We start from the raw sequence: 20,958 nt of genomic DNA, 5'->3' as shown, positions 1-20,958 counted from the left end.
GGGGCGGTTCGCACCGGGCCGGGACGCGGCGTGGGCCACCGGGTGGCGGCCCACGCCCGATCAGCGGCTCACGCGGTGTGCGCGACGTCCACCACGACGCGGCCGGTCAGCGCGAACACGCGGAACGGCAGCACCTCGCGCACGCCCAACCCCACCGAAGTCTGGCCCTCGAACGACCCGGCCCAGGCCACCTGCCGGAACGTCCGGTACCCGGTCACGTCGACCAGCTCGGCCCGGTTGGCCGGCACGTAGGTCGGGTTGCCCGCCTCGTCGTACGCGGGCGAGTCGACGGTGATCTGCAACTTCCCGGCACCGCGCAGCGGCACCGGCTTGCCCGAGCCCTCGTGCACGACCTCGGGCACGTACGACACCGAGTAACCGTCGTTCACCCCGGTGAAGTCGAACACCAGCCGGTCGTAGCACTCGTGCTGACCCGCCCGGACGTCGACCAGCGCACCCCTGCTCGTCGGCCAGGCCGACTTCGGACCGGTTCCCCACCCGGTCTCGCACACCGCGGCCGACGCCGTCGCAGGCGCGACCAGCACCGCCGCCACGACCGCCGCCAGTAAAGCCGCAACCTTGCGCACCATGAGAATTCCCCCTTGCGCGGGCTCACGCGACCCGCCCGGCGAGTATGCCGCGCCGACCCGCCGGGAAGGGGGCTTCCGGCAAGACCGACCGCCCCCGCACCCCACGAGTCGTGGACCACCCGGAGACATGCCCGGCGTGGTACCGCCGACCCGAGCACCGCCGCCGACCTGCGTAGCATCCGGGTTCCCGCGGTCACGACGGCCCGCGCGGGGCGGGTCACTTCCGGGAGGGTGCGAACGTGCTGCGCCGCCTGCTGGTCCTGCTCGTCCCGCTGCTGGTGGCCCTGGTCGCCGCGCTGGGCGTGCCGCTGGGGTTCGCCGTCGCGCAGCGGGAGAGCCAGGAGACCTACCTCGACCGCCTGGCCGACGCGGGCCGCTTCGCCTCGCTGGCCGAGAACGCCCTGGCCTCGGACCGCCTGACCGCGCTGCGCGAGGAGCTGGTCCGCTACGACGAGCTTTACGGCATAGCCGCCGCCCTGGTCGGCACCGACCACGACGTCGTCGCGGCGTCCCGGCAGGAGTTCGACCTGGACGACCCGGAGGTGGCCGCCGGCCTGAAGACCGCCTTCAGCGGCTACCGGGGCGAGCCGGACCAGTTCATCTGGCCGTGGGAGCGGGTGGACCTGGTCGTGGTCGAACCGGTCGGCCGGGACAGCGAGGTCGTGGCCGCCGTGGTGACCGTCTCGCCCACCGGGTCGCTGCGCTCGGCGATCCTGCGCCAGTGGGGCGTGCTGGCCCTGATCGGCCTGGTCCCGCTGCTGGCGGTGGTGGCGGGCGCCTGGCCGATGTCGCGGTGGGTGCTGCGCCCGGTCCGCCGCCTGGACGAGGTCACCGCCGCGGTGGCGGGCGGCGAGCTGGACGCGCGGGTCGACGAGGTCGGCGGCCCGCCGGAGCTGCGCCGCCTGGCCGCGAGCTTCAACGCCATGGTCGACGTCGTCGGCCGGGCCCTGCGCCGCCAGCGCGCGTTCGTCGCCGACGCCTCCCACCAGCTGCGCAACCCCCTGGCCAGCCTCCGCCTGGCGGTCGACAACGTCGCGCCGCACGTGACCGACGAGGCGGGCCGCGAGGCCCAGCGCATCGCCGCCGAGGAGGCCGAGGAGATGGGCCGCGTCCTGGACGCCCTGCTGGCCGCCACCCGCCTGGACAGCGCCTCGGCCGCCGAACCGGTCGACGTCGACGGCCTGCTGACCACGCGCGTCCCCGGCTGGCGCGCCCTGGCCGGCGGGATCGCCCTGGACCTCGACGTCCCGCCGGCCCTGAGGGTCCTGGCCCCGCCCGGCGGGCTGGGCAGCGTGCTGGACGAACTGGTCGGCAACGCCGTCCGCCTGTCCGGTGCCACGCGCGTCAGGCTGTGGGCCGAGCGCACCGGCGACCACGTGGAACTGCACGTCACCGACAACGGCACCGGCCTGACCCCGGACGAGCGGACCGCCGCCCTCAGCCGCTTCTGGCGGGCGCCGAGGCACCAGAACGTCCCCGGCACGGGCCTGGGCCTGTCCATCTGCGCCGAACTGGTCGAGTCGGCGGGCGGCGAACTCCTGCTGCGCCCGGCCGACCCGCACGGCCTGGACGCCGTGGTCAGGCTCGCGCCCGCCGACCACGAGCCGTAGCGCCCCGGCGGCGCGGCCGCACGCGGTCCGCCACCACCCGACCGGCCACGGTCCCGCAGGCACCCGCCGCCACTTGCCGGGCTACCGCCTCGCCGGCACCCGCCGGCACCCGACCGGCTACCGCCTCGCCGACACCCGCCGGCGCCTGCCACAGCCTGACCGGTTACGGCCTCGCCGGCGCCTGCCACCACCTGCCCGGCTACCGCCCCGCCGACACCGCCCCGCCGACACCACCCGGCCGTCCCCGAACGCGCCGCCGGCCGCACCGACCCCGTCCGCGGAACCCCTCACCGCTTGTTCGCCCGGAACCACCGCGCCGCGCCGTGGTGCAGGGGCACCTGGCCGGTCGCGATACCCGTCCGCACGTTGATCCGGCTCGCCTCCGGGTGCCCGGCGGCGATGCGCTCGGACTCGGTGAACACCGTCCGCGTGACCACCTCGACCAGGTCGTCGTCCAGCGACGTCCGCGCGAGCAGCAGGTTGGGCACGGCGAACGTGTGCACCGGACCCAGGTCGCCGTAAGTGGTGGCCGGGATGGTGGCCGGCACGTACGGGCCCGGGTATGCCTCCGCCAGGCGCACCGCCTCGTCGGGCAGGTCGAGCAGGCGGATCGGGACTCCGGCCTGCGCGTGGGTGATCGCCGGGGTGGGGATGCCGGTCAGCGCGAGCAGGGCGTCGATCCCGCCCGCGGCCAGCCTGCGCGCCGCCTCGTCGTGCCCCATGTTGCGCGCGTCCACCCGGATGCCCAGCAGGTCCAGCAGCCTCGACGCGGTGAACTCCGAGCCCGACTCCACCGGGCCGAACGACACCACGCGGCCGGCCAGGTCGGCCAGGGTGCGCACCGGGCTCGACGCGGGCACGGCGACCTGCAGGAAGCTGTCGTAGAGCCGGCCGACGGCGCTGATGCCGCCGGGGTCCTCGGCGCTGAGCAGGGCGCCGTCGAGGGGGTCCAACGACGACAGTCCCAGGTGGACCTCGGCCTGGCGCAGCAGCCGGACGTTCTCCACCGACGCGTTGCTCGGCCGGGCGACCACGCGCGTGGCGGGCAGCTGGTCGGCCAGGGCGGTGGCGAGCGCGCGGCCGATCTCCTGGAACACCGCGCCGTCCGGGCCGGTGGCCAGCACCAGCTCGTCGACGGCCGGCGCGTCGGTGGCGGTGCAGCCGGGCACCCCCGCCGCGAGGGCGGCGAGCAGCACCGAGCGCCGGGACACCTGCACGCCCGCAGACTAGTGCCACGGGCGGGTGAACCACGTGTTACGTCAGAGGGACCTGAAGTTTCGGGCGGCCTCCTTGTCGCGGCTCCGGGCTGTGCTCAGGATCACCAGCCAACGGACCGCCCGAAGCCCCTGGAGGAGACGTGGTCAGCGCACCAGCCCGTGAGCGCAAACCGATCTACAAGCACCTGTACTTCTGGGTGCTGGTGTCGATCGTGCTCGGCGTGGTCGTCGGGTACGCCTTCCCCGAGCAGGCGTCCGGCATGAAGTGGCTGGCCGACTTCTTCGTCGCGCTGGTCAAGGTCGTCATCGCGCCGACCATCTTCTGCACCGTCGTGGTGGGCATCGCCGGCCTGGGCAACCTGGCCAAGGCGGGCGGCCTGGCGCTGCGGACCATCCTGTACTTCACCGCCATGACCACGGTCGCGCTGGCGATCGGCCTGCTCGTGGTGAACGTGGTGCAGCCCGGCCACCACGGCCCGCCGATCCCGATCAACGACGGGGCCGCGGAGAAGACGCTCGCCGACGCCAAGACCGCGGAGACCGGCGTCACCGGGTTCATCCTCAGCCTGGTGCCCAAGTCCTTCGTCGGCGCGTTCACCGACGGGCAGCTGATCCAGGTGCTGCTGGTGGCGATCCTGGTCGCGGTGGCCGTGGCGGGCATGGGCAGGCGCGGCGAGCGGGTCGTGCAGGCGCTGGACACCGTGGCCAAGGTGATGTTCGGCGTCATCAAGATCGTCATGTACGCGGCGCCGATCGGCGCGTTCGGCGGCATCGCCTACACGATCGGCAAGTTCGGCGGCACGATCCTGGGCAAGCTGGCGTGGCTGATGGGGTCGTTCTACGCGACGTGCCTGCTGTTCGTCCTCGTGGTGCTGGGCGGGGTGGCGCTCTACGCCGGGTTCTCGATCTTCAAGTTCCTGCGCTACATCAAGGACGAGCTGCTGATCGTGCTGGGCACGTCGTCCAGCGAGTCGGTGCTGCCCCGGATGCTGGTCAAGCTGGAGGCGGCGGGCGCGGACAAGTCGGTGGTGGGCCTGACCATCCCGACCGGCTACTCGTTCAACCTGGACGGCACCTGCATCTACCTGACCATGGGCGCGATCTTCATCGCCCAGGCCACCGGCCACGACGTCGGGCTGGGCACCCAGGTCGGCCTGCTGCTGTTCATGCTGCTGGCCAGCAAGGGCGCGGCGGGCGTGACGGGCGCCGGGCTGGTCACGCTGGCGGCGTCGCTGACCGCGTTCGAGGCCAACAGCGCCATCCCGGCGGTGGGCATCGCCCTGATCGTGGGCATCGACCGGTTCATGTCCGAGGCGCGGGCCATCACCAACGTCATCGGCAACGGCGTGGGCACCCTGGTCGTGGCCCGCTGGCAGGGCCAGCTCGACCGCGACCAGCTCAAGCGGGTGCTCGACAACCCGGCCGACGTCGACGTGGACGCCCTGATGGACCGCCGGCACGGCGACGACGACGAGCCGACCGCCACCGACCCCCGCGAACCCGCCCCCGCCACCACCTGAGACCCCCTCAAACCGCGCGTGTCCTCCACTGGGACACCGCGTGTCCTCCACTCGGACACGACGAGACCTCCGCTCGGGCGCTTTCACCGGCGCTCGGGTGGAGGTTTTCCCGTGCGCCGGAGTGGTCGACGCAGCGTGTCCAATTGGACGCACGCGGTGACGGAGTGGAGGACACGCGGTGTCTGAGCGGAGGACTCGCGGTGTCCGAGTGGAGGACTCGCGGTGTCTGAACGGAGGACACGCGCGGGGGGAGGGGGTGTCGGCAGCGTCTCAGCGAGGCGCGCGAGGGGCCTGCGCGAGCTATGCTTAACAACGCGTAACAACGTCGGCCCCAGTGTCGTTCCAGGGGGTCGAATCGTTACGTGTGAATGACCGAGATCACATTCAGGATAGTGTGGTTCGGTTTCGCGACTGTTAAAGTCGCGTCAACACGCGGGCCATCGTCGTCCCGTGCCCAGCACCCGGATTCCAGGACCTGGACACGAGGACTAGTTCGTCAGCCAGGACGACGAGACGAAGGAGGTCTGCGAAGTGATCTTCTCCGCCATCCCGTCCCCGCAGGGACTCTACGACCCCACGGCCGAGCGCGACGCGTGCGGCGTGGCGATGGTCGCCGACATCAAGGGCCGCCGGTCGCACGACATCGTCGTCGACGCGCTCACCGCGCTGGCCAACCTGGAGCACCGCGGCGCCGCGGGCGCCGAGCCGACCAGCGGCGACGGCGCGGGCATCCTGCTCCAGACCCCCGACGCGTTCCTGCGGGCCGCGGTCGGGTTCGAGCTGCCCGAGGCCGGCGCGTACGCGGCCGGCATCGCCTTCCTGCCCGCGGGCGCCGACGAGCGCGCCAGGGCCGTCGCGCTCGCCGAGCGCGTCGCCGCCGAGGAGGGCCTGGAGGTCCTGGGCTGGCGCGAGGTGCCCACCGACCCCGACGCCGCCGACGTGGGCCCCACCGCCCGCTCGGTGATGCCGCACTTCGCCATGCTCTTCGTCAAGGGCGAGGGCGGCGAGAGCGGCATCGGGCTGGACCGCCTCACCTTCGCCCTGCGCAAGCGGGTCGAGCACGAGTCGGTGGCCGCGGGCGCGGGCACCTACTTCCCGTCGCTGTCCGCCCGGACCCTGGTCTACAAGGGCATGCTGACCACCGGCCAGCTGCCCGCGTTCTTCCCGGACCTGCGCGACGAGCGCCTGGCCACGGCCATCGCCCTGGTCCACTCGCGCTTCTCCACCAACACCTTCCCGTCGTGGCCGCTGGCCCACCCGTTCCGCTACGTGGCGCACAACGGCGAGATCAACACCGTCCGCGGCAACCGCAACCGCATGCGGGCCCGCGAGGCGCTGCTGGCCTCCGACCTCATCCCGGGCGACCTGACCCGGCTGTTCCCGATCTGCCACCCGGAGGGGTCGGACTCGGCGAGCTTCGACGAGGTGCTGGAGCTGCTGCACCTGGGCGGCCGCAGCCTGCCCCACGCGGTGCTGATGATGATCCCCGAGGCGTGGGAGAACCACGCGTCGATGGACCCCAAGCGCCGCGCGTTCTACGAGTTCCACGCCAGCCTGATGGAGCCGTGGGACGGCCCGGCCTGCGTCACCTTCACCGACGGCTCCCTGGTCGGCGCGGTGCTCGACCGCAACGGCCTGCGCCCGGCCCGCTGGTGGCAGACCGCCGACGGCCGCGTGGTGCTGGCCAGCGAGACCGGCGTGCTCGACGTCGCGCCCGACCAGGTGGTGGCCAAGGGCCGCCTCCAGCCGGGCCGCATGTTCCTGGTGGACACCGTGCAGGGCCGCCTGGTCGAGGACGACGAGGTCAAGTCCGGGCTGGCCGAGGAGCTGCCCTACGACGAGTGGCTGCACGCGGGCCTGCTGGAGCTGGACGACCTGGCCGACCGCGAGCACGTGGTGCAGAGCCACGAGTCCGTGGTGCGCCGCCAGCTCACCTTCGGCTACACCGAGGAGGAGCTGCGCATCCTGCTCGCCCCGATGGCCGTGGGCGGCATGGAGCCGCTGGGCTCGATGGGCACCGACACCCCGGTCGCCGCGCTCTCCCAGCGCTCGCGCCTGCTCTACGACTACTTCGCGCAGACCTTCGCCCAGGTCACCAACCCGCCGCTGGACGCGATCCGCGAGGAGATCGTCACCAGCGTGTCCCGGGTGATGGGCCCGGAGCAGAACCTGCTGGAGCCCGGCGCCGCGAGCTGCCGCCACATCAAGCTGACCTACCCGGTCATCGACAACGACGAGCTGGCCAAGCTCATCCACATCAACGACGACGGCGACCTGCCCGGCTTCGCCTGCACCGTCCTGTCCGGACTGTACGAGGTGGACGGTGGCGGCCCGGCGCTGGCGGCGGCGGTGGAGCGGGTGCGCCGCGAGGCGTCCGAGGCCATCGCCAACGGCGCCCGCACCCTGGTGCTGTCCGACCGGGACTCCGACCACCGGATGGCGCCGATCCCGTCGCTGCTGCTGGTCTCCGCGGTGCACCACCACCTGGTGCGCACCAAGGAGCGGCTGCGCGTGGCGCTGGTGGTGGAGACCGGTGACGCCCGCGAGGTGCACCACATCGCCGCGCTGCTGAGCTACGGCGCCGCCGCGGTGAACCCCTACCTGGCCTTCGAGACCATCGAGGACCTGATCAGCCAGGGCGCCATCACCGGCATCGAGCCGCGCAAGGCCGTCCGCAACTACGTGACGGCCCTGGTCAAGGGCACCCTGAAGATCATGTCCAAGATGGGCATCTCCACGGTCGGCGCGTACACCGCCGCCCAGGTCTTCGAGGCCGTCGGCCTGTCCAAGGAGCTGCTGGACGAGTACTTCACCGGCACGGTGTCCAAGCTCGGCGGCGCGGGCCTGGACGTGCTGGCCGAGGAGGTGGCCCTGCGCCACCGCCGCGCCCACCCGGACAACCCGACCGACCGCGTCCACCGCCGGCTGGAGGTGGGCGGCGAGTACGCCTACCGCCGCGAGGGCGAGCTGCACCTGTTCACGCCGGAGACGGTGTTCCTGCTCCAGCACGCCACCAAGACCGGCAGGCAGGACGTCTACCGCCGCTACACCGCCGAGGTGGAGGAGCTGGCCCGCCAGGGCGGCACCCTGCGCGGCCTGTTCACCATCCGCACCGAGGGCCGCGCGCCGATCCCGATCGACGAGGTCGAGCCGGTCTCCTCGATCGTCAAGCGCTTCAACACCGGCGCCATGTCCTACGGCTCCATCTCGGCCGAGGCGCACGAGACGCTGGCCATCGCGATGAACCGGCTCGGCGGCCGGTCCAACAGCGGCGAGGGCGGCGAGGACCCCGAGCGCCTGTACGACCCGCAGCGGCGCAGCGCGGTCAAGCAGGTCGCGTCCGGCCGGTTCGGCGTGACCAGCGAGTACCTGGTCAACGCCAGCGACATCCAGATCAAGATGGCGCAGGGCGCCAAGCCCGGCGAGGGCGGCCAGCTGCCCGGCTACAAGGTCTACCCGTGGATCGCGCGCACCCGGCACTCCACGCCGGGCGTGGGCCTGATCTCGCCGCCGCCGCACCACGACATCTACTCGATCGAGGACCTGGCGCAGCTCATCCACGACCTGAAGAACGCCAACGAGCAGGCCCGCGTGCACGTCAAGCTGGTCAGCGAGGTCGGCGTCGGCACGGTCGCGGCGGGCGTGGCCAAGGCGCACGCGGACGTCGTGCTGATCTCCGGCCACGACGGCGGCACCGGCGCGTCCCCGCTCAACTCGCTCAAGCACGCCGGCACGCCGTGGGAGGTGGGCCTGGCCGAGACCCAGCAGACGCTGCTGCTCAACGGCCTGCGCGACCGGATCACCGTGCAGGTGGACGGCGCCATGCGCACCGGCCGCGACGTGGTGGTGGCCGCGCTGCTGGGCGCGGAGGAGTTCGGCTTCGCCACCGCGCCGCTGATCGTCGAGGGCTGCGTGATGATGCGCGTCTGCCACCTCGACACCTGCCCGGTGGGCATCGCCACGCAGAACCCGGAGCTGCGCAAGCGCTTCACCGGCAAGGCCGAGCACGTGGTGAACTTCTTCGAGTTCGTCGCGCAGGAGGTGCGCGAGCACCTGGCCGCGCTGGGCTTCCGCACCATCGACGAGGCCGTCGGCCACGCCGAGCTGCTGGAGACCGACCGGGCGATCGAGCACTGGAAGGCCAAGGGCCTGGACCTGTCGCCGGTGTTCGAGGTGCCCGAGACGCCCTACCGCACGGCCAAGCGCAAGGTCCGCGAGCAGGACCACGGCCTGGCGCAGGCCCTGGACCGCACGCTCATCCAGCTCGCCGAGGCGGCGCTGGAGGACGCGCACCCGGTGCGCCTGGAGCTGCCGGTGCGCAACGTCAACCGCACCGTCGGCACCCTGCTCGGCGCGGAGGTGACGCGCCGCTTCGGCGGTGACGGCCTGCCCGACGACACCATCCACGTGACGTTCACCGGCTCGGCCGGCCAGTCGCTGGGCGCGTTCGTGCCGCGCGGCATCACGCTGGAGCTGATCGGCGACGCCAACGACTACGTCGGCAAGGGCCTGTCCGGCGGCCGGATCATCGTCCGCCCGCACCCGGACGCGCCGTTCGCGGCCGAGCGGCAGGTCATCGCGGGCAACGTGATCGGCTACGGCGCCACGTCCGGCGAGATCTTCCTGCGCGGGCGGGTCGGCGAGCGGTTCTGCGTGCGCAACTCCGGCGCGCTCGCGGTGTCCGAGGGCGTGGGCGACCACGCGTTCGAGTACATGACCGGCGGCCGGGCCGTGGTGCTCGGGCCGACCGGCCGCAACCTGGCCGCGGGCATGTCCGGCGGCATCGCCTACGTGCTCGACCTCGACCCGGCGGCGGTCAACACCGCCCAGGTCGAGCTGCAGCGGCCCGGCGCGGAGGACCTGCGCTGGCTGCGCGAGGTGGTGGAGAAGCACCACAAGCTCACCGGATCCGCGGTGGCCGCGTCGCTGCTCGGCGACTGGCCCCGGCGATCCGCCGCGTTCACCAAGGTCATGCCCGGCGACTACCAGCGCGTGCTCGAAGCGATGAGGCTCGCCCGCGCGGAGGGCAGGGACGTCGACCAGGCGATCATGGAGGCATCCCGTGGCTGACCCGTACGGTTTCCTCAAGCACCCCCGGCAGGACGGCGAGAAGCGGCCGGTCGCCGACCGCGCCGGCGACTGGGGCGAGGTCTACGCCGACCTCGGGCCGGAGGTCCGCGACCGGCAGGTGCGCACGCAGGCGGCGCGCTGCATGGACTGCGGCATCCCGTTCTGCCACTCGGGTTCGGCCGGCTGCCCGCTGGGCAACCTGATCCCCGAGTGGAACGACCTGGTCCGCCGCGGCGACTGGGCGCTGGCCTCGGAGCGGCTGCACGCGACCAACAACTTCCCGGAGTTCACCGGGCGGCTGTGCCCCGCGCCGTGCGAGGCGGCGTGCGTGCTGTCGATCAGCTCCGACGCCGGCGGCCCGGTGGCCATCAAGCGCGTGGAGCAGACCATCGCGGACGTGTCGTGGGAGCAGGGGCTCGTGCAGCCCTCCCAGGCGCACGTGGCGTCGGGCCGCCGGGTCGCGGTGGTCGGCTCCGGCCCGGCCGGGCTGGCCGCGGCCCAGCAGCTGACCCGCGCCGGCCACGAGGTCACCGTGTTCGAGCGGGACGACCGGCTCGGCGGGCTGCTGCGCTACGGCATCCCCGAGTTCAAGATGGAGAAGAAGTACCTCGACCGGCGGCTGGCGCAGCTGCGCAACGAGGGCACGAAGTTCGTCACCGGCTGCGAGGTCGGCGTGGACCTGACCGTGGAGCAGCTGCGCGAGCGGTTCGACGCGGTGGTGCTCGCGGTGGGCGCGCTGCGCGGCCGCGACGACCGGACCACGCCGGGCCGCGAGCTCGACGGCATCCACCTGGCCATGGAGCACCTGGTGCCCGCGAACCGGGCCTGCGAGGGCGACGGGCCGTCGGCGATCGACGCGGCGGGCAAGCACGTGGTCATCATCGGCGGCGGCGACACCGGCGCGGACTGCTACGGCACGGCGGTGCGCCAGGGCGCGGCGTCGGTGCTCCAGCTCGACCAGTACCCGATGCCGCCGACCCGGCGCGACGACGAGCGCTCGCCGTGGCCGGTGTGGCCGTGGGTGCTGCGCACCTACCCGGCGCACGAGGAGGGCGGCGAGCGGCGCTTCGCCGTGGCCGTGGAGGAGTTCGTCGGCGACGAGCAGGGGCACGTGCGGCAGATCAGGCTGCGCAAGGTGCGGGTGGAGAAGGACGCCACCGGCCGGCGCGTGGTGGTGCCGACCTCCGAGGAGGTCGAGCTGCTGCCCGCGGACCTGGTGCTGCTGGCCATCGGCTTCGAGGGCGTGGAGCACATGCCGCTGCTCGACGGGCTCGGCGTCCCGCTGACCTCCCGCGGCACCATCTCGTGCGGCTCCGACTGGCAGACGCAGGCGCCCGGCGTGTTCGTCTGCGGTGACGCCCACCGGGGCGCGTCCCTGGTGGTGTGGGCCATCGCGGAGGGCCGCTCGGTGGCCAACGCGGTGGACACCTACCTGACCGGGTCCTCGGACCTGCCGTCCCCGGTGATCCCCAACCAGCTCCCGCTCGCCGTGGTGTGATGCCCCGCACCGGTTGCCCCCGACAACGGCGTCGGGGGCGACCCCGCCCGCTCAGCCGAAGCTGAAGCGCGGCAGCAGGAAGTCCAGCAGGTCCCGGTCGCCGCGGACGTCCACCCGGTCGGGTGCCTCGCGGCCGTAGACGACCAGCAGCAGGTCCGCCGCGGGTCCCCGCACGGCCACGGCCGCCTCCTCGTGGGCGTGCCGCCAGGTCAGGGCGTCCCCGGTGAGGTCGACCAGCCACTCCGCGCGGACGTCGGTGGCGTGCAGGTGCAGGGTCCGGCCGGGGCCCAGCAGCTCCCGCCGCGCCGGTTGCAGCTCGAACACCTCCGGCAGCGAGGCCAGTTCCAGCCACTCGTCCAGGGCGTCGACCGCGAGCCCGGCGGGCACCTCGAACGGCCTGCCCAGCGCCAGCGCCGCGTCGGCCCGGTGGACCAGGGTCTCGTGGGCGGCCCGGCGGGCCCAGAACGCGGTCCTCCCGCCGGGCACGACGGTCCACAGCTCGGCGTCCGGCCCCGCCTCCACCAGCGCGTCGGCCAGCTCCCGGGCGCCCTCCACGAGCCACGTGCCCCAGTCGGCGGGGTGCTCGTCGGCGGGCACGCGCGGCGGTTCGCCCGCCGGCGGCTCGGTGGCCCGGGTGCGCACGACCTCCTCGACCCGCCGGTGGCCGCTGCCCACGTGGTGCAGCAGCCGCGCCAGGTCCCAGCCGGGCGTGGTCGGCACCGGGGTCGCCGGGTCGGCGCCGTCCGCGCAGGACACCAGCAGCTCGGTCTGCCGGACGACCTCGGCGGCGTGGTCGTCGAAGCCCAATCCCGTCATCCGGCCACGGTAACGCCGCCGGCCGCGGTGCGTCGGTGCACGGACGGGGGAACGATTCCGGGCCGCGCGGCCCCGCTTGTTTCGACAAGGAAGCTCCGCGCCCGCCGTTGTGCCCATCTTTTGCGGCCGGCCGGCCCCAATTCGCAACGGTCGCGTATCACCGCGGTCGCCGCCGCGACACAGGGGAGTCGGTACGAGTTGACAGATGGGAATACTGTGAACGCAAATAGATCCACCCTCCGCGCCGGAACGCTGTTATCGGGCGCGCTGCTGGTCGTGGTGGTGCTGTCGCCGACGGCTTCGGCGGGCGCCGCGGAGAACGCCGAACTGGCGGTCACCGACACCGGGGGCGTCAGCCTCTCGGCGGCGGCGTCGACCGGCCTGCGCGGCCTCGACAGCCACGAGGGCACGGGCGTGCCGAAGGACGTCACCGCCTACGGCGCCGAGCCCGTCCCGGCGGGGCACCGCATCCAGGGCTACCGGTCGCCGACCGGTGACGACGTCGGCGTCCAGTCGATCATCGGCGCCGACAACCGCACGCGGGTCGACCCGACCACGTCGTTCCCGGCCCGCGCCACGGTGCTGATCACCCGGACGGTCAACGGCGTGGAGTCCCAGCACTGCACGGGCTGGATGTTCAGCGACGACCTGGTGGTCACCGCGGGCCACTGCGTCTACGACCAGAGCACCGGCTGGTACACCGGCCGGCTCCGCTTCTACCCGGGCGCCAACGGCGCGGGCAGCTACCCGTACGGCTCCTGCTCGGCGACCACGCTCCGGTCGAACACCGGCTGGACGGTCGACGGCAGCGCCGACGCCGACTACGGCGCGGCCACCCTCAACTGCACCATCGGCAACACCACCGGCTGGTACGGCGCGTACTGGACGACCGCGTCGCTGCTGGGCACGGCCACCACGATCCAGGGCTACCCCGGTGACAAGGGCTCGCAGCAGTGGATCCACAGCGACCAGGTCCGCCAGAACGGCTCGCTGCGCCTGTACTACGACAACGACACCGTCGGCGGCAACAGCGGCAGCTCGGTCTACACCGTCCGCGCGGCGGGCTCCTCGGGCTGCTCGGGCCGGTGCTCGCTGGCCATCCACGCGTACGGCGTGGGCAGCAGCACGCACAACAGCGGGCCGCGCATCACCGAGAGCCGGTTCAACCTCATCGCCGGCTGGCGCTGACAACCGGGCGCGCCGGTGGTCCCGTCCTGGTGACGTGACCGGAGGGAGTCGATCGTGGGACACGTCAAGGCGGTGCTGCTGGTGGGCCTGCTCGTGCTCGGCGGGTGCGGTCGGGAGGCGGGCACGACCTCGGACGGGGGGACGTCCGCCGGGAACCCGACCGACCTGGTCGTCATCGCCGGCACGGTGGTGGACGACGCCGGCCGGCCGGTCGAGGGCGCGCTGGTGCAGCCCAGGTCGCTCGACGAACCGCCGCTGGCGGTGCCCGAGCTGGCCGTGATGTCCGGCCCGGACGGCCGCTACGAGTGGCGCCTGGCCGCCGGGCGCTACGAGTTCACCGCGCTCAAGGGTGAGCGGACCGGGGTGCCGGCGGAGGTCGTCGCCGCGCCCGGCACCGTGGACGCCGCCCGGGAAGTACCGCTCCGCCTGCCCTGACCAGGCCCTTGGGCGATCACCTCCGACCCCGACGAGACGCCCCCGGCCACGCCGCGGCCGGGCCCTGTGCACGAGCCCCGGTCCGGCACGCCCCGGGTCGGGGCTCACGTGCGCGTCAGACCCGGGCCACCGCGCGGACCGAGCGGATGGCGCTGACCAGGAACTCCCGCTGCTCGCCGCGCGGCTCGCAGGCCGCGGTCAGGTTGCCCGCCGCGTGGTTGACCGGCGTGATCACGTGCTTGACCGCGGTGCGCGGACCGCTGGCCACGGCGACCTCCACCGCCGTCCGGGTCACCAGCGCCTCGGCCAGCAGCAGCACCTCCGAGTCGCGCAGCACCAGCGACTGGTCGCGCAGCAGCCGCACGGTGCTCATCCGGCTCGACTCCACGCGCGGGGTCGCGTAGCGGGCGCGCGGGCGCTCCCGGTCGACCAGCGCCACGGCCAGCCGGTCCAGCTCCGGTTCGGACAGCGGGGCGCGCCGGGCGGCCGGGATGCGGCGCACGGGCGGCGGGGTGGCCCGCCGCCGGGGCACCCGCTCGACCACCGACGTGCCGTCGGCGGCCGACGTGGTCGGGGCGTAGCCGGCCGCGCGCAGCAGGGCCAGCGTCTCCGTCGCCGGCTTGGCCGAGGCCAGCACGGTCGGGCCGAGCGGCTGCAGCGCCAGCGGCGCCAGCGACCGGTGCCCGGCGATCTCCGACAGCAGCCCGGGGTCCGCGGTCCGCACGCAGCACGCCACCGGCACCACGGTGATCCGCCCGTGCTGCCGCGCCACCTCCCGCACCAGCCGCTCCAGCGCGGGCGGCACCCCGTGCGCGGCCACCGACGCCAGCCGGGCCAGCAGCGCCTCCGGCTCGTGGCCCGCGTCCAGCGCCCGCCGCACCCCGGCGGCGGTGAACCGCCACCCCTCGCCCGCGTCGTCGGCGACCAGGCCCAGCACCGCGCCCAGCTCCCGGTCCGGCGGGCCCGCCACCGAGGCGGTCAGGTCCGACCGCAGGTGCGCGGTGGTCGCCGCGGGCGGCACGAACCGGCCGGCCACCTCCGCCGCGCGGCCCTCCAGCACGGCCCGGCCCAGCTCGGTCGGCGCGCCCAGCGCCACCAGCCCCAGCGACTCGGCCTCCACCAGCGCCGCCTCGGTCGCGGCGGGACCGTGCACGGCGGGCCGCGACCAGACCAGCTCGGCCACCACCTCGTGCCGGTGCTCGAACGCCTCGTCGGGCGCGAGCCGCGCGTACCGCGACAGCACGCCGTGCCGCGTCCGGTCGCCGGTGTCCGACGAGGACGGTTCGGCCACCGCCTGCCGCTGCCTGCCCGGCACCCACGTCATCCGCGGCCACGCCTCGACCAGCACGGCCAGCCGGTGGTCCGTCGGCGCGGCGCGCCAGGTGTCCGCGCGGGCGGTGGGCAGCAGCCACCCGCCCTCCGCGGCCAGCAGCCGCGCCTCCACCGCCAGCTCCGCCCACAGCCGCACCCGCTGCTCGTCGGCGCGCAGCACCCCGGCGACGCGGCGCAGCTCGCGCAGGCCCAGGCCGCTGCGGCAGGACACCAGCTCGGTGTCGCAGAACTCCACCAGCCGCGCCACGCCGTCCACTGTGGATGTCGCGGGCGGGATGCCCGCCCGGTCGGCGAAACCGCGGTGCTGCCGGACCCGGCGCGGCGCGCGCGGCGCGGGCGTGATCCGGCGCGCCGGCGCGTCCAGCAGCGGCCGCAGGCCCGGCGAGGTGAGCAGGCCGTCGCCCGCCGGCCACGCCAGCGCGTGGGCGCGCAGCCGCGCCAACGTCCGCTTCAGCTCGGCGCGCGCCGCCTTCCCGTTGCAGCGCAACCGGTCGGCCAGGGCCTCCACGCCCGCCTCGTCGCCCAGCCGCACCGCGGTGTCCAGCACGTCCCGGCACGCCTGGTCCAGACCCTCCACGGCGGTCCGCAGCGACGCGGCCGAGGTCAGCTCGTCGGCCAGCGCGCGCAGCGAGTGGGGGTGGGACTCGGCGGCGTCCTCGCGCGTGGCCAGCACTTCCCGCAGGTCCCGCACGTCGAGTTCCCGCAACCAGTCCGCGAGCGCAGCTTTCCTACCCACTCGGCTGATTATGCACACGAGGTGACGACTCGGTGATGCATCGCGACCCCGCGGGCGAATGAGGCACGAACGGACGAACGTAAGCTGGGTGCCGTGGAATTCACCGGCTTCGGCGAGTACGCCATCGACTTCTACGACGGTCTCGTGGTCGACAACTCGAAGGCGTATTGGGAGGACAACAAGCACCTCTACCACGCCGACGTGCGCGCGCCGATGGAAGCGCTGCTCGCCGCCCTGGAGCCGGAATTCGGGAAGGGAAAGGTCTTCCGGCCCTACCGCGACGTGCGGTTCAGCAAGGACAAGACCCCCTACAAGGACCACTGCGGCGGCGTGGTGGAACTCGGCCGCGGCGGCGGTGCCCACTACGTCCAGATCGGTCCGGAGGGCCTGCTCGTCGCCGGCGGTTCGTTCGCCATGGCCCCCGACCAGGTGGCCCGGTACCGCGAGTCGGTCGCCGACGACCTGCGCGGCAGGGCCCTGGAGAAGGTCCTGGCCAGGCTCGCCCGGCAGGGCTGGGAGCTGCGCGGCGACAAGCTCAAGCGCGCCCCGCGCGGCCTGGACCCCGGGCACCCCCGGGTCGAGCTGCTCAAGCACAAGCGCATCTACGTGTCGAAGGTGTGGCCACCGGACGACGTGCTGCACGAGCCCGGGTGCCTGGACCGGGTCCGCACCGCCTGGCGCCAGGTGACCCCGCTGGTCGACTGGTGCGCCGACCACGTCGGGCTCAGCGAGGTCGGCTTCCGCTGACCGGGAGCAGCCGGTGGGCGAGCAGCCCGAGGCCGATGCCGGCGACGTCCACCAGCGCGTCGAGGACGTCACCCCCGCGGCCCAGCGCGGTGATGAGCCACTGCAACACTTCCGAGACCGCGGCGTAACCAACCAGGCCCGCGACGAGCCCCGCGACGGGCAGCCGCGCGTGCCGCCCGGTGGCCGTGAGCAGGGCGAACAGCAGCAGGTGGACGACCTTGTCGGTGCCCGGCGGCGAGTCGGGCACACCTGACTGCGGGGTGAACAGCACGATGACGCTGAGCAACGCCGTGACCACGAAGGGAAGGATTTTGACGCCCACCAGGCAGATTGTGCCGGTTTCACGCAGATTACCGACGGGTACATCCTGATCGGTCCAGTGACAGGGACTACTCTGCTCAAACGTGAGTCGACGCGCGAAGATCGTCTGTACGCTGGGCCCCGCCACGGCGACCGAGGACAAGGTCAACGAGCTGGTGGCGGCCGGTATGGACGTGGCCCGGATGAACTTCAGCCACGGCAGCCATGCCGACCACAAGCAGGTCTACGACCTGGTCCGCGCCGCTGCCGACACCTCGGGCCGCGCGGTGGGCATCCTGGCGGACCTCCAGGGCCCCAAGATCCGCCTCGGCCGGTTCGCCCACGGCCCGGTCGAGTGGCGCACCGGTGACGTCGTCCGGGTGACCGTCGAGGACGTCGAGGGCACCCACGACCGGGTCTCCACCACCTACAAGCAGCTCGCGCACGACGCCAAGGTCGGCGACCGGCTGCTGGTGGACGACGGCAAGGTCGGCCTGGTCGTCGTGGACGTCGACGGGCCGGACGTGGTCTGCGAGGTCACCGAGGGCGGCCCGGTCAGCAACAACAAGGGCCTGTCGCTGCCCGGCATGGACGTGTCCGTGCCGGCGCTGTCGGAGAAGGACATCGAGGACCTGGAGTTCGCCCTCCGGCTGGGCGTGGACTTCATCGCCCTGTCCTTCGTCCGCTCGCCCGCCGACATCGACCTGGTGCACCAGGTGATGGACCGGGTCGGCCACGGCAGGCTGCCGGTCATCGCCAAGATCGAGAAGCCCGAGGCGGTGGACAACCTCGAAGCCATCGTGCTGGCCTTCGACGGTGTCATGGTCGCCCGCGGCGACCTCGGCGTTGAGCTGCCGCTGGAGTACGTGCCGCTGGTGCAGAAGCGCGCGATCCAGATCGCCCGCGAGAACGCCAAGCCCGTGATCGTGGCCACGCAGATGCTCGACTCCATGATCACCAACTCCCGGCCGACCCGCGCCGAGACCTCCGACGTGGCCAACGCCGTGCTCGACGGCGCGGACGCGCTGATGCTGTCCGGCGAGACCTCGGTCGGCCGCTACGCGATCGAGTCGGTCAAGACCATGGGCCGCATCATCGAGGCCGTGGAGACCGAGTCCGTGCAGGTCCCGCCGCTGTCCCACGTCCCGCGCACCAAGCGCGGCGTCATCTCCTACGCGGCGCGCGACATCGGCGAGCGGCTGAACGCGAAGGCGCTGGTGGCGTTCACCCAGTCCGGTGACACGGTGCGGCGGCTGGCCCGCCTGCACACCCACCTGCCGCTGCTGGCGTTCACGCCGGAGCAGAGCGTGCGCAGTCAGCTTGCTCTCACCTGGGGCACCGAGACGTTCCTGGTGCCTAAGGTGGACTCCACCGACGGGATGGTCCGGCAGGTGGACCAGTCGATGCTGTCCATCGGGCGCTACCAGCCCGGCGACCTGATGGTCGTCGTGGCCGGTTCGCCGCCCGGCACCGTCGGCTCGACCAACCTCATCCGGGTGCACCGCCTGGGGGAGGAAGACCACGCTTAGGAGATGACGTGACCGAGGCTGCCCGCGCCGCGGCTTCCGCCGGGTTCTCGGACGTTCCGCTGGACGCCGACGGCGTGCCGCACGGGCAGCCCGTGCTCGACCGCCTCGTCGCGCTGCTGGACCTGGAGCGCATCGAGGAGAACATCTTCCGCGGGGTGTCGCCCGCCGAATCGCCCGTGCGGGTGTTCGGCGGGCAGGTCGCGGGCCAGGCCCTGGTGGCCGCCGGCAGGACCGTGCCGCCGGAGCGGCGCGTGCACTCGCTGCACTCGTACTTCATCCGGGGCGGTGACCCGACGGTCCCGATCGTGTACGAGGTCGACCGCATCCGCGACGGCCGGTCGTTCACCACCCGCCGGGTGGTGGCGGTGCAGCACGGCAAGGCCATCTTCGCCCTGTCGGCGTCCTTCCAGCTCGACGAGCCGGGCCTGGAGCACCAGGACCCGATGCCGGAGGTGCCCGACCCGACGTCGCTGCCGACCTACGCCGAGTCGGCGGCCGGGTACCTGGACAAGGTCGGCATGGCCAGGCTGCCCCGGCCGATCGACATCCGGTACGTGAGCCGGCCGCCGTGGCAGGCGCGGGACGACGGGCCGGGCGAGGCGCGCAGCCGGGTGTGGATGCGCGCGGACGGCAAGCTGCCCGACGACGACCTGCTGCACGTGTGCGTGCTGGCCTACGCGTCGGACATGACCCTGCTCGACTCGGTCCTGGTCCGGCACGGGGTGTACTGGGGGACGGACAAGGTGCTGGGCGCGAGCCTGGACCACGCCATGTGGTTCCACCGCCGCTTCCGCGCCGACGAGTGGTTCCTGTACGACTGCGCCTCGCCGTCGGCGTCCGGGGCGCGCGGCCTGGCGACGGGCCGCTTCTACGCCCAGGACGGCGGCCTGGTGGCCACCGTGGTGCAGGAGGGGCTGATCCGGGTCCTGCCCTAGCGGCCCCTCCCGCGCCCGTCAGTCCCGCAACGCCTCCCACAGCGCCCGCACGTGCCGCTCCTCCGTGGCCTCCGCCCCGATCGCGACCCGAACGGCGAAGCGGCCGTTCACGGTGGTGTGCGTGACGAAGGCCCCGCCGCTCGCGTTGACCCGCTCCATCGCGGCCCGCGTCACCTCGTCACCGCCGCGGTGGGCGAGGACGACCAGGGACAGCGTCCGCGGCGCGACCAGCTCCCACCCGCCGTCGGCCCGGACCCACGACTCCAGCAGCTCCGCCAGCGCCACGTGCCGGCGCAGGTGGGCCCGCACGCCCGACAGCCCGTACCAGCGCAGCACCGACCACAGCTTCAGCGCCCGGAACCGGCGGCCGAGCGGGACCTGCCAGTCGCGGTAGTCGACCACGGCGCCCGACTCCGTCGCGGTGTTGCGCAGGTACTCCGGCAGGATCGCCAGGGCGTCCACCAGCACGTCCGGGTGGGCGGTCCAGAACAGCGACAGGTCGAACGCGGTCAGCATCCACTTGTGGGCGTTCACGGTGAGCGAGTCGGCCCGCTCGACGCCGTCGAACAGGGGGCGGAACTCCGGGCACAGCGCCGCCGGCCCGGCCCACGCCGCGTCCACGTGCAGCCAGGCGCCGTGCCGCGCGCACAGCTCCGCGACCTCCCGCACCGGGTCCACCGCGCCCGTGCCGGTGGTGCCGACGGACGCGCACACGAGCACCGGCCGCCGGCCGGCGTCCAGGTCGGACCGCAGCCGCGCGGCCAGGGCGCCGACGTCCATCGCCTGCGTCACCGGGTCGACGGGGACCGACCGCACGGCCTGCTCGCCCAGCCCGGCGATGCGGGCGGCGCGCTCGACCGACGAGTGGGTCTGCGCGGACACGTAGACGGTCTCCGAGCCGTCCACGCCGGACTGCCGCCACTTGCCGCCGGACGACCGGTGCAGCGCGGCCAGCACCGCGAGCAGCGCGGCGGACGACGCGGTGTCCTGGATGACGCCGCCGCCGAGGAAGGACCGCGGCAGGTCCATGGCGCCCACCAGCTCGTCCAGCAGGTGCTGCTCGACCTCGGTGGCCGCGGGCGAGGTGGACCACAGCATCCCCTGCACGCCCAGCCCCGAGGACAGCAGGTCGCCGAGCACCGACGGCAGCGACGCGTTGGACGGGAAGTAGCCGTAGAACCCCGGGTGCTGCCAGTGCGTCGTGCCGGGCAGCACCACCCGCTCCAGGTCGCCGAGCAGCCCGGCGAAGTCCTCGCCCTCCTCGGCGAGCCCGGCCAGCCGCTCGCGCACCCACCCCGGCTCCACCCGCGACCGGACCGGGAACCCCTCCACGCGCGCCCGGTAGTCGGCGATCCAGTCGACCACCTCGTGCCCGACCCGCCGGAACTCCTCAGGATCCATACCCGCACGCTAACCGACGCCCCCACCCCACCCA

Annotated in this window: 15 protein-coding genes; 9 read left to right on the top strand and 6 right to left on the bottom strand. The window is 73.6% G+C overall.

All coding sequences use genetic code 11. The features are described 5' to 3' along the window. Positions 1-68: 68 nt before the first annotated feature. Positions 69-590, bottom strand: coding sequence for an AMIN-like domain-containing (lipo)protein (locus EKG83_RS38500; protein WP_033430661.1), 522 nt, complete (start codon positions 588-590; stop codon positions 69-71). Positions 591-829: 239 nt separating this feature from the next. Here EKG83_RS38500 and EKG83_RS38495 point away from each other — a divergent pair, with 239 nt between their 5' ends. After that, complete coding sequence (locus tag EKG83_RS38495; RefSeq protein ID WP_033430660.1) at positions 830-2,200, top strand: sensor histidine kinase; 1,371 nt, start codon at positions 830-832, stop codon at positions 2,198-2,200. Between the two features lie 287 nt (positions 2,201-2,487). On the opposite strand, the gene EKG83_RS38490 is transcribed toward EKG83_RS38495, so the two are convergent. Continuing rightward, positions 2,488-3,417: a TAXI family TRAP transporter solute-binding subunit gene (locus EKG83_RS38490; protein WP_228122367.1), complete on the bottom strand. Its 930-nt coding sequence runs from the start codon at positions 3,415-3,417 to the stop codon at positions 2,488-2,490. 140 nt (positions 3,418-3,557) lie between these two features. Between EKG83_RS38490 and dctA the strand changes: the two genes are divergently transcribed. The 3 genes from dctA to EKG83_RS38475 all read left to right on the top strand — a co-directional run bounded on the left by dctA (position 3,558) and on the right by EKG83_RS38475 (position 11,505). Beyond that, on the top strand, positions 3,558-4,937 hold the full coding sequence (gene dctA, locus EKG83_RS38485) for a C4-dicarboxylate transporter DctA (protein WP_033430659.1): 1,380 nt from the start codon (positions 3,558-3,560) through the stop codon (positions 4,935-4,937). A gap of 531 nt (positions 4,938-5,468) precedes the next feature. Continuing rightward, positions 5,469-10,007: a glutamate synthase large subunit gene (gltB, locus tag EKG83_RS38480; RefSeq protein ID WP_033430658.1), complete on the top strand. Its 4,539-nt coding sequence runs from the start codon at positions 5,469-5,471 to the stop codon at positions 10,005-10,007. Beyond that, positions 10,000-11,505, top strand: coding sequence for a glutamate synthase subunit beta (locus EKG83_RS38475; protein ID WP_033430657.1), 1,506 nt, complete (start codon positions 10,000-10,002; stop codon positions 11,503-11,505). Before gltB ends, EKG83_RS38475 begins: the two co-directional genes overlap by 8 nt. Before the next feature lie 51 nt (positions 11,506-11,556). Here the strand turns inward: EKG83_RS38475 and EKG83_RS38470 are convergent, their stop codons facing one another. Continuing rightward, positions 11,557-12,321 carry a maleylpyruvate isomerase family mycothiol-dependent enzyme gene (locus EKG83_RS38470; RefSeq protein WP_033430656.1) on the bottom strand — a complete coding sequence of 255 codons (765 nt, stop codon included), beginning with the start codon at positions 12,319-12,321 and terminating at the stop codon, positions 11,557-11,559. Between the two features lie 216 nt (positions 12,322-12,537). On the opposite strand from EKG83_RS38470, the gene EKG83_RS38465 reads away from it, so the two are divergent. Beyond that, positions 12,538-13,509: a trypsin-like serine peptidase gene (locus EKG83_RS38465; RefSeq protein ID WP_170191823.1), complete on the top strand. Its 972-nt coding sequence runs from the start codon at positions 12,538-12,540 to the stop codon at positions 13,507-13,509. Positions 13,510-13,563: 54 nt separating this feature from the next. Further along, on the top strand, positions 13,564-13,944 hold the full coding sequence (locus EKG83_RS38460) for a carboxypeptidase-like regulatory domain-containing protein (RefSeq protein WP_033430655.1): 381 nt from the start codon (positions 13,564-13,566) through the stop codon (positions 13,942-13,944). A gap of 115 nt (positions 13,945-14,059) precedes the next feature. Here EKG83_RS38460 and EKG83_RS38455 read toward each other — a convergent pair whose 3' ends face one another. Beyond that, positions 14,060-16,012, bottom strand: a complete 1,953-nt coding sequence (locus tag EKG83_RS38455) for a helicase-associated domain-containing protein (protein ID WP_153278710.1) — start codon at positions 16,010-16,012, stop codon at positions 14,060-14,062. A gap of 93 nt (positions 16,013-16,105) precedes the next feature. On the opposite strand from EKG83_RS38455, the gene EKG83_RS38450 reads away from it, so the two are divergent. Next, positions 16,106-16,759 (top strand): DUF2461 domain-containing protein, encoded by a 654-nt coding sequence (locus tag EKG83_RS38450; protein WP_033430653.1) that lies wholly within the window; start codon positions 16,106-16,108, stop codon positions 16,757-16,759. On the opposite strand, the gene EKG83_RS38445 is transcribed toward EKG83_RS38450, so the two are convergent. After that, the gene (locus EKG83_RS38445) at positions 16,737-17,081 is read right to left on the bottom strand and encodes a VanZ family protein (RefSeq protein WP_033430652.1); all 345 of its coding nucleotides are present in this window, start codon (positions 17,079-17,081) and stop codon (positions 16,737-16,739) included. The two genes, EKG83_RS38450 and EKG83_RS38445, sit on opposite strands and share 23 nt — an antisense overlap. 82 nt (positions 17,082-17,163) lie before the next feature. On the opposite strand from EKG83_RS38445, the gene pyk reads away from it, so the two are divergent. After that, complete coding sequence (gene pyk / locus EKG83_RS38440; protein WP_033430651.1) at positions 17,164-18,588, top strand: pyruvate kinase; 1,425 nt, start codon at positions 17,164-17,166, stop codon at positions 18,586-18,588. Between the two features lie 8 nt (positions 18,589-18,596). Further along, positions 18,597-19,523 (top strand): acyl-CoA thioesterase II, encoded by a 927-nt coding sequence (tesB, locus tag EKG83_RS38435; protein WP_033430650.1) that lies wholly within the window; start codon positions 18,597-18,599, stop codon positions 19,521-19,523. Between the two features lie 18 nt (positions 19,524-19,541). On the opposite strand, the gene EKG83_RS38430 is transcribed toward tesB, so the two are convergent. Continuing rightward, positions 19,542-20,924, bottom strand: a complete 1,383-nt coding sequence (locus EKG83_RS38430) for a pyridoxal phosphate-dependent decarboxylase family protein (protein WP_033430649.1) — start codon at positions 20,922-20,924, stop codon at positions 19,542-19,544. Positions 20,925-20,958 lie beyond the last annotated feature (34 nt).

It is taken from the genome of Saccharothrix syringae (assembly GCF_009498035.1).
Taxonomy (GTDB): domain Bacteria; phylum Actinomycetota; class Actinomycetes; order Mycobacteriales; family Pseudonocardiaceae; genus Actinosynnema; species Actinosynnema syringae.
This window is presented reverse-complemented; position numbering and strand designations above follow the sequence as displayed.

Bases quoted from the DNA above. Each gene is read 5' to 3' on its own strand.
- EKG83_RS38500 (WP_033430661.1), bottom strand. From the start codon at position 590: ATGGTGCGCAAGGTTGCGGCTTTACTGGCGGCGGTCGTGGCGGCGGTG.
- EKG83_RS38470 (WP_033430656.1), bottom strand. From the start codon at position 12,321: ATGACGGGATTGGGCTTCGACGACCACGCCGCCGAGGTCGTCCGGCAG.
- EKG83_RS38430 (WP_033430649.1), bottom strand. From the start codon at position 20,924: ATGGATCCTGAGGAGTTCCGGCGGGTCGGGCACGAGGTGGTCGACTGG.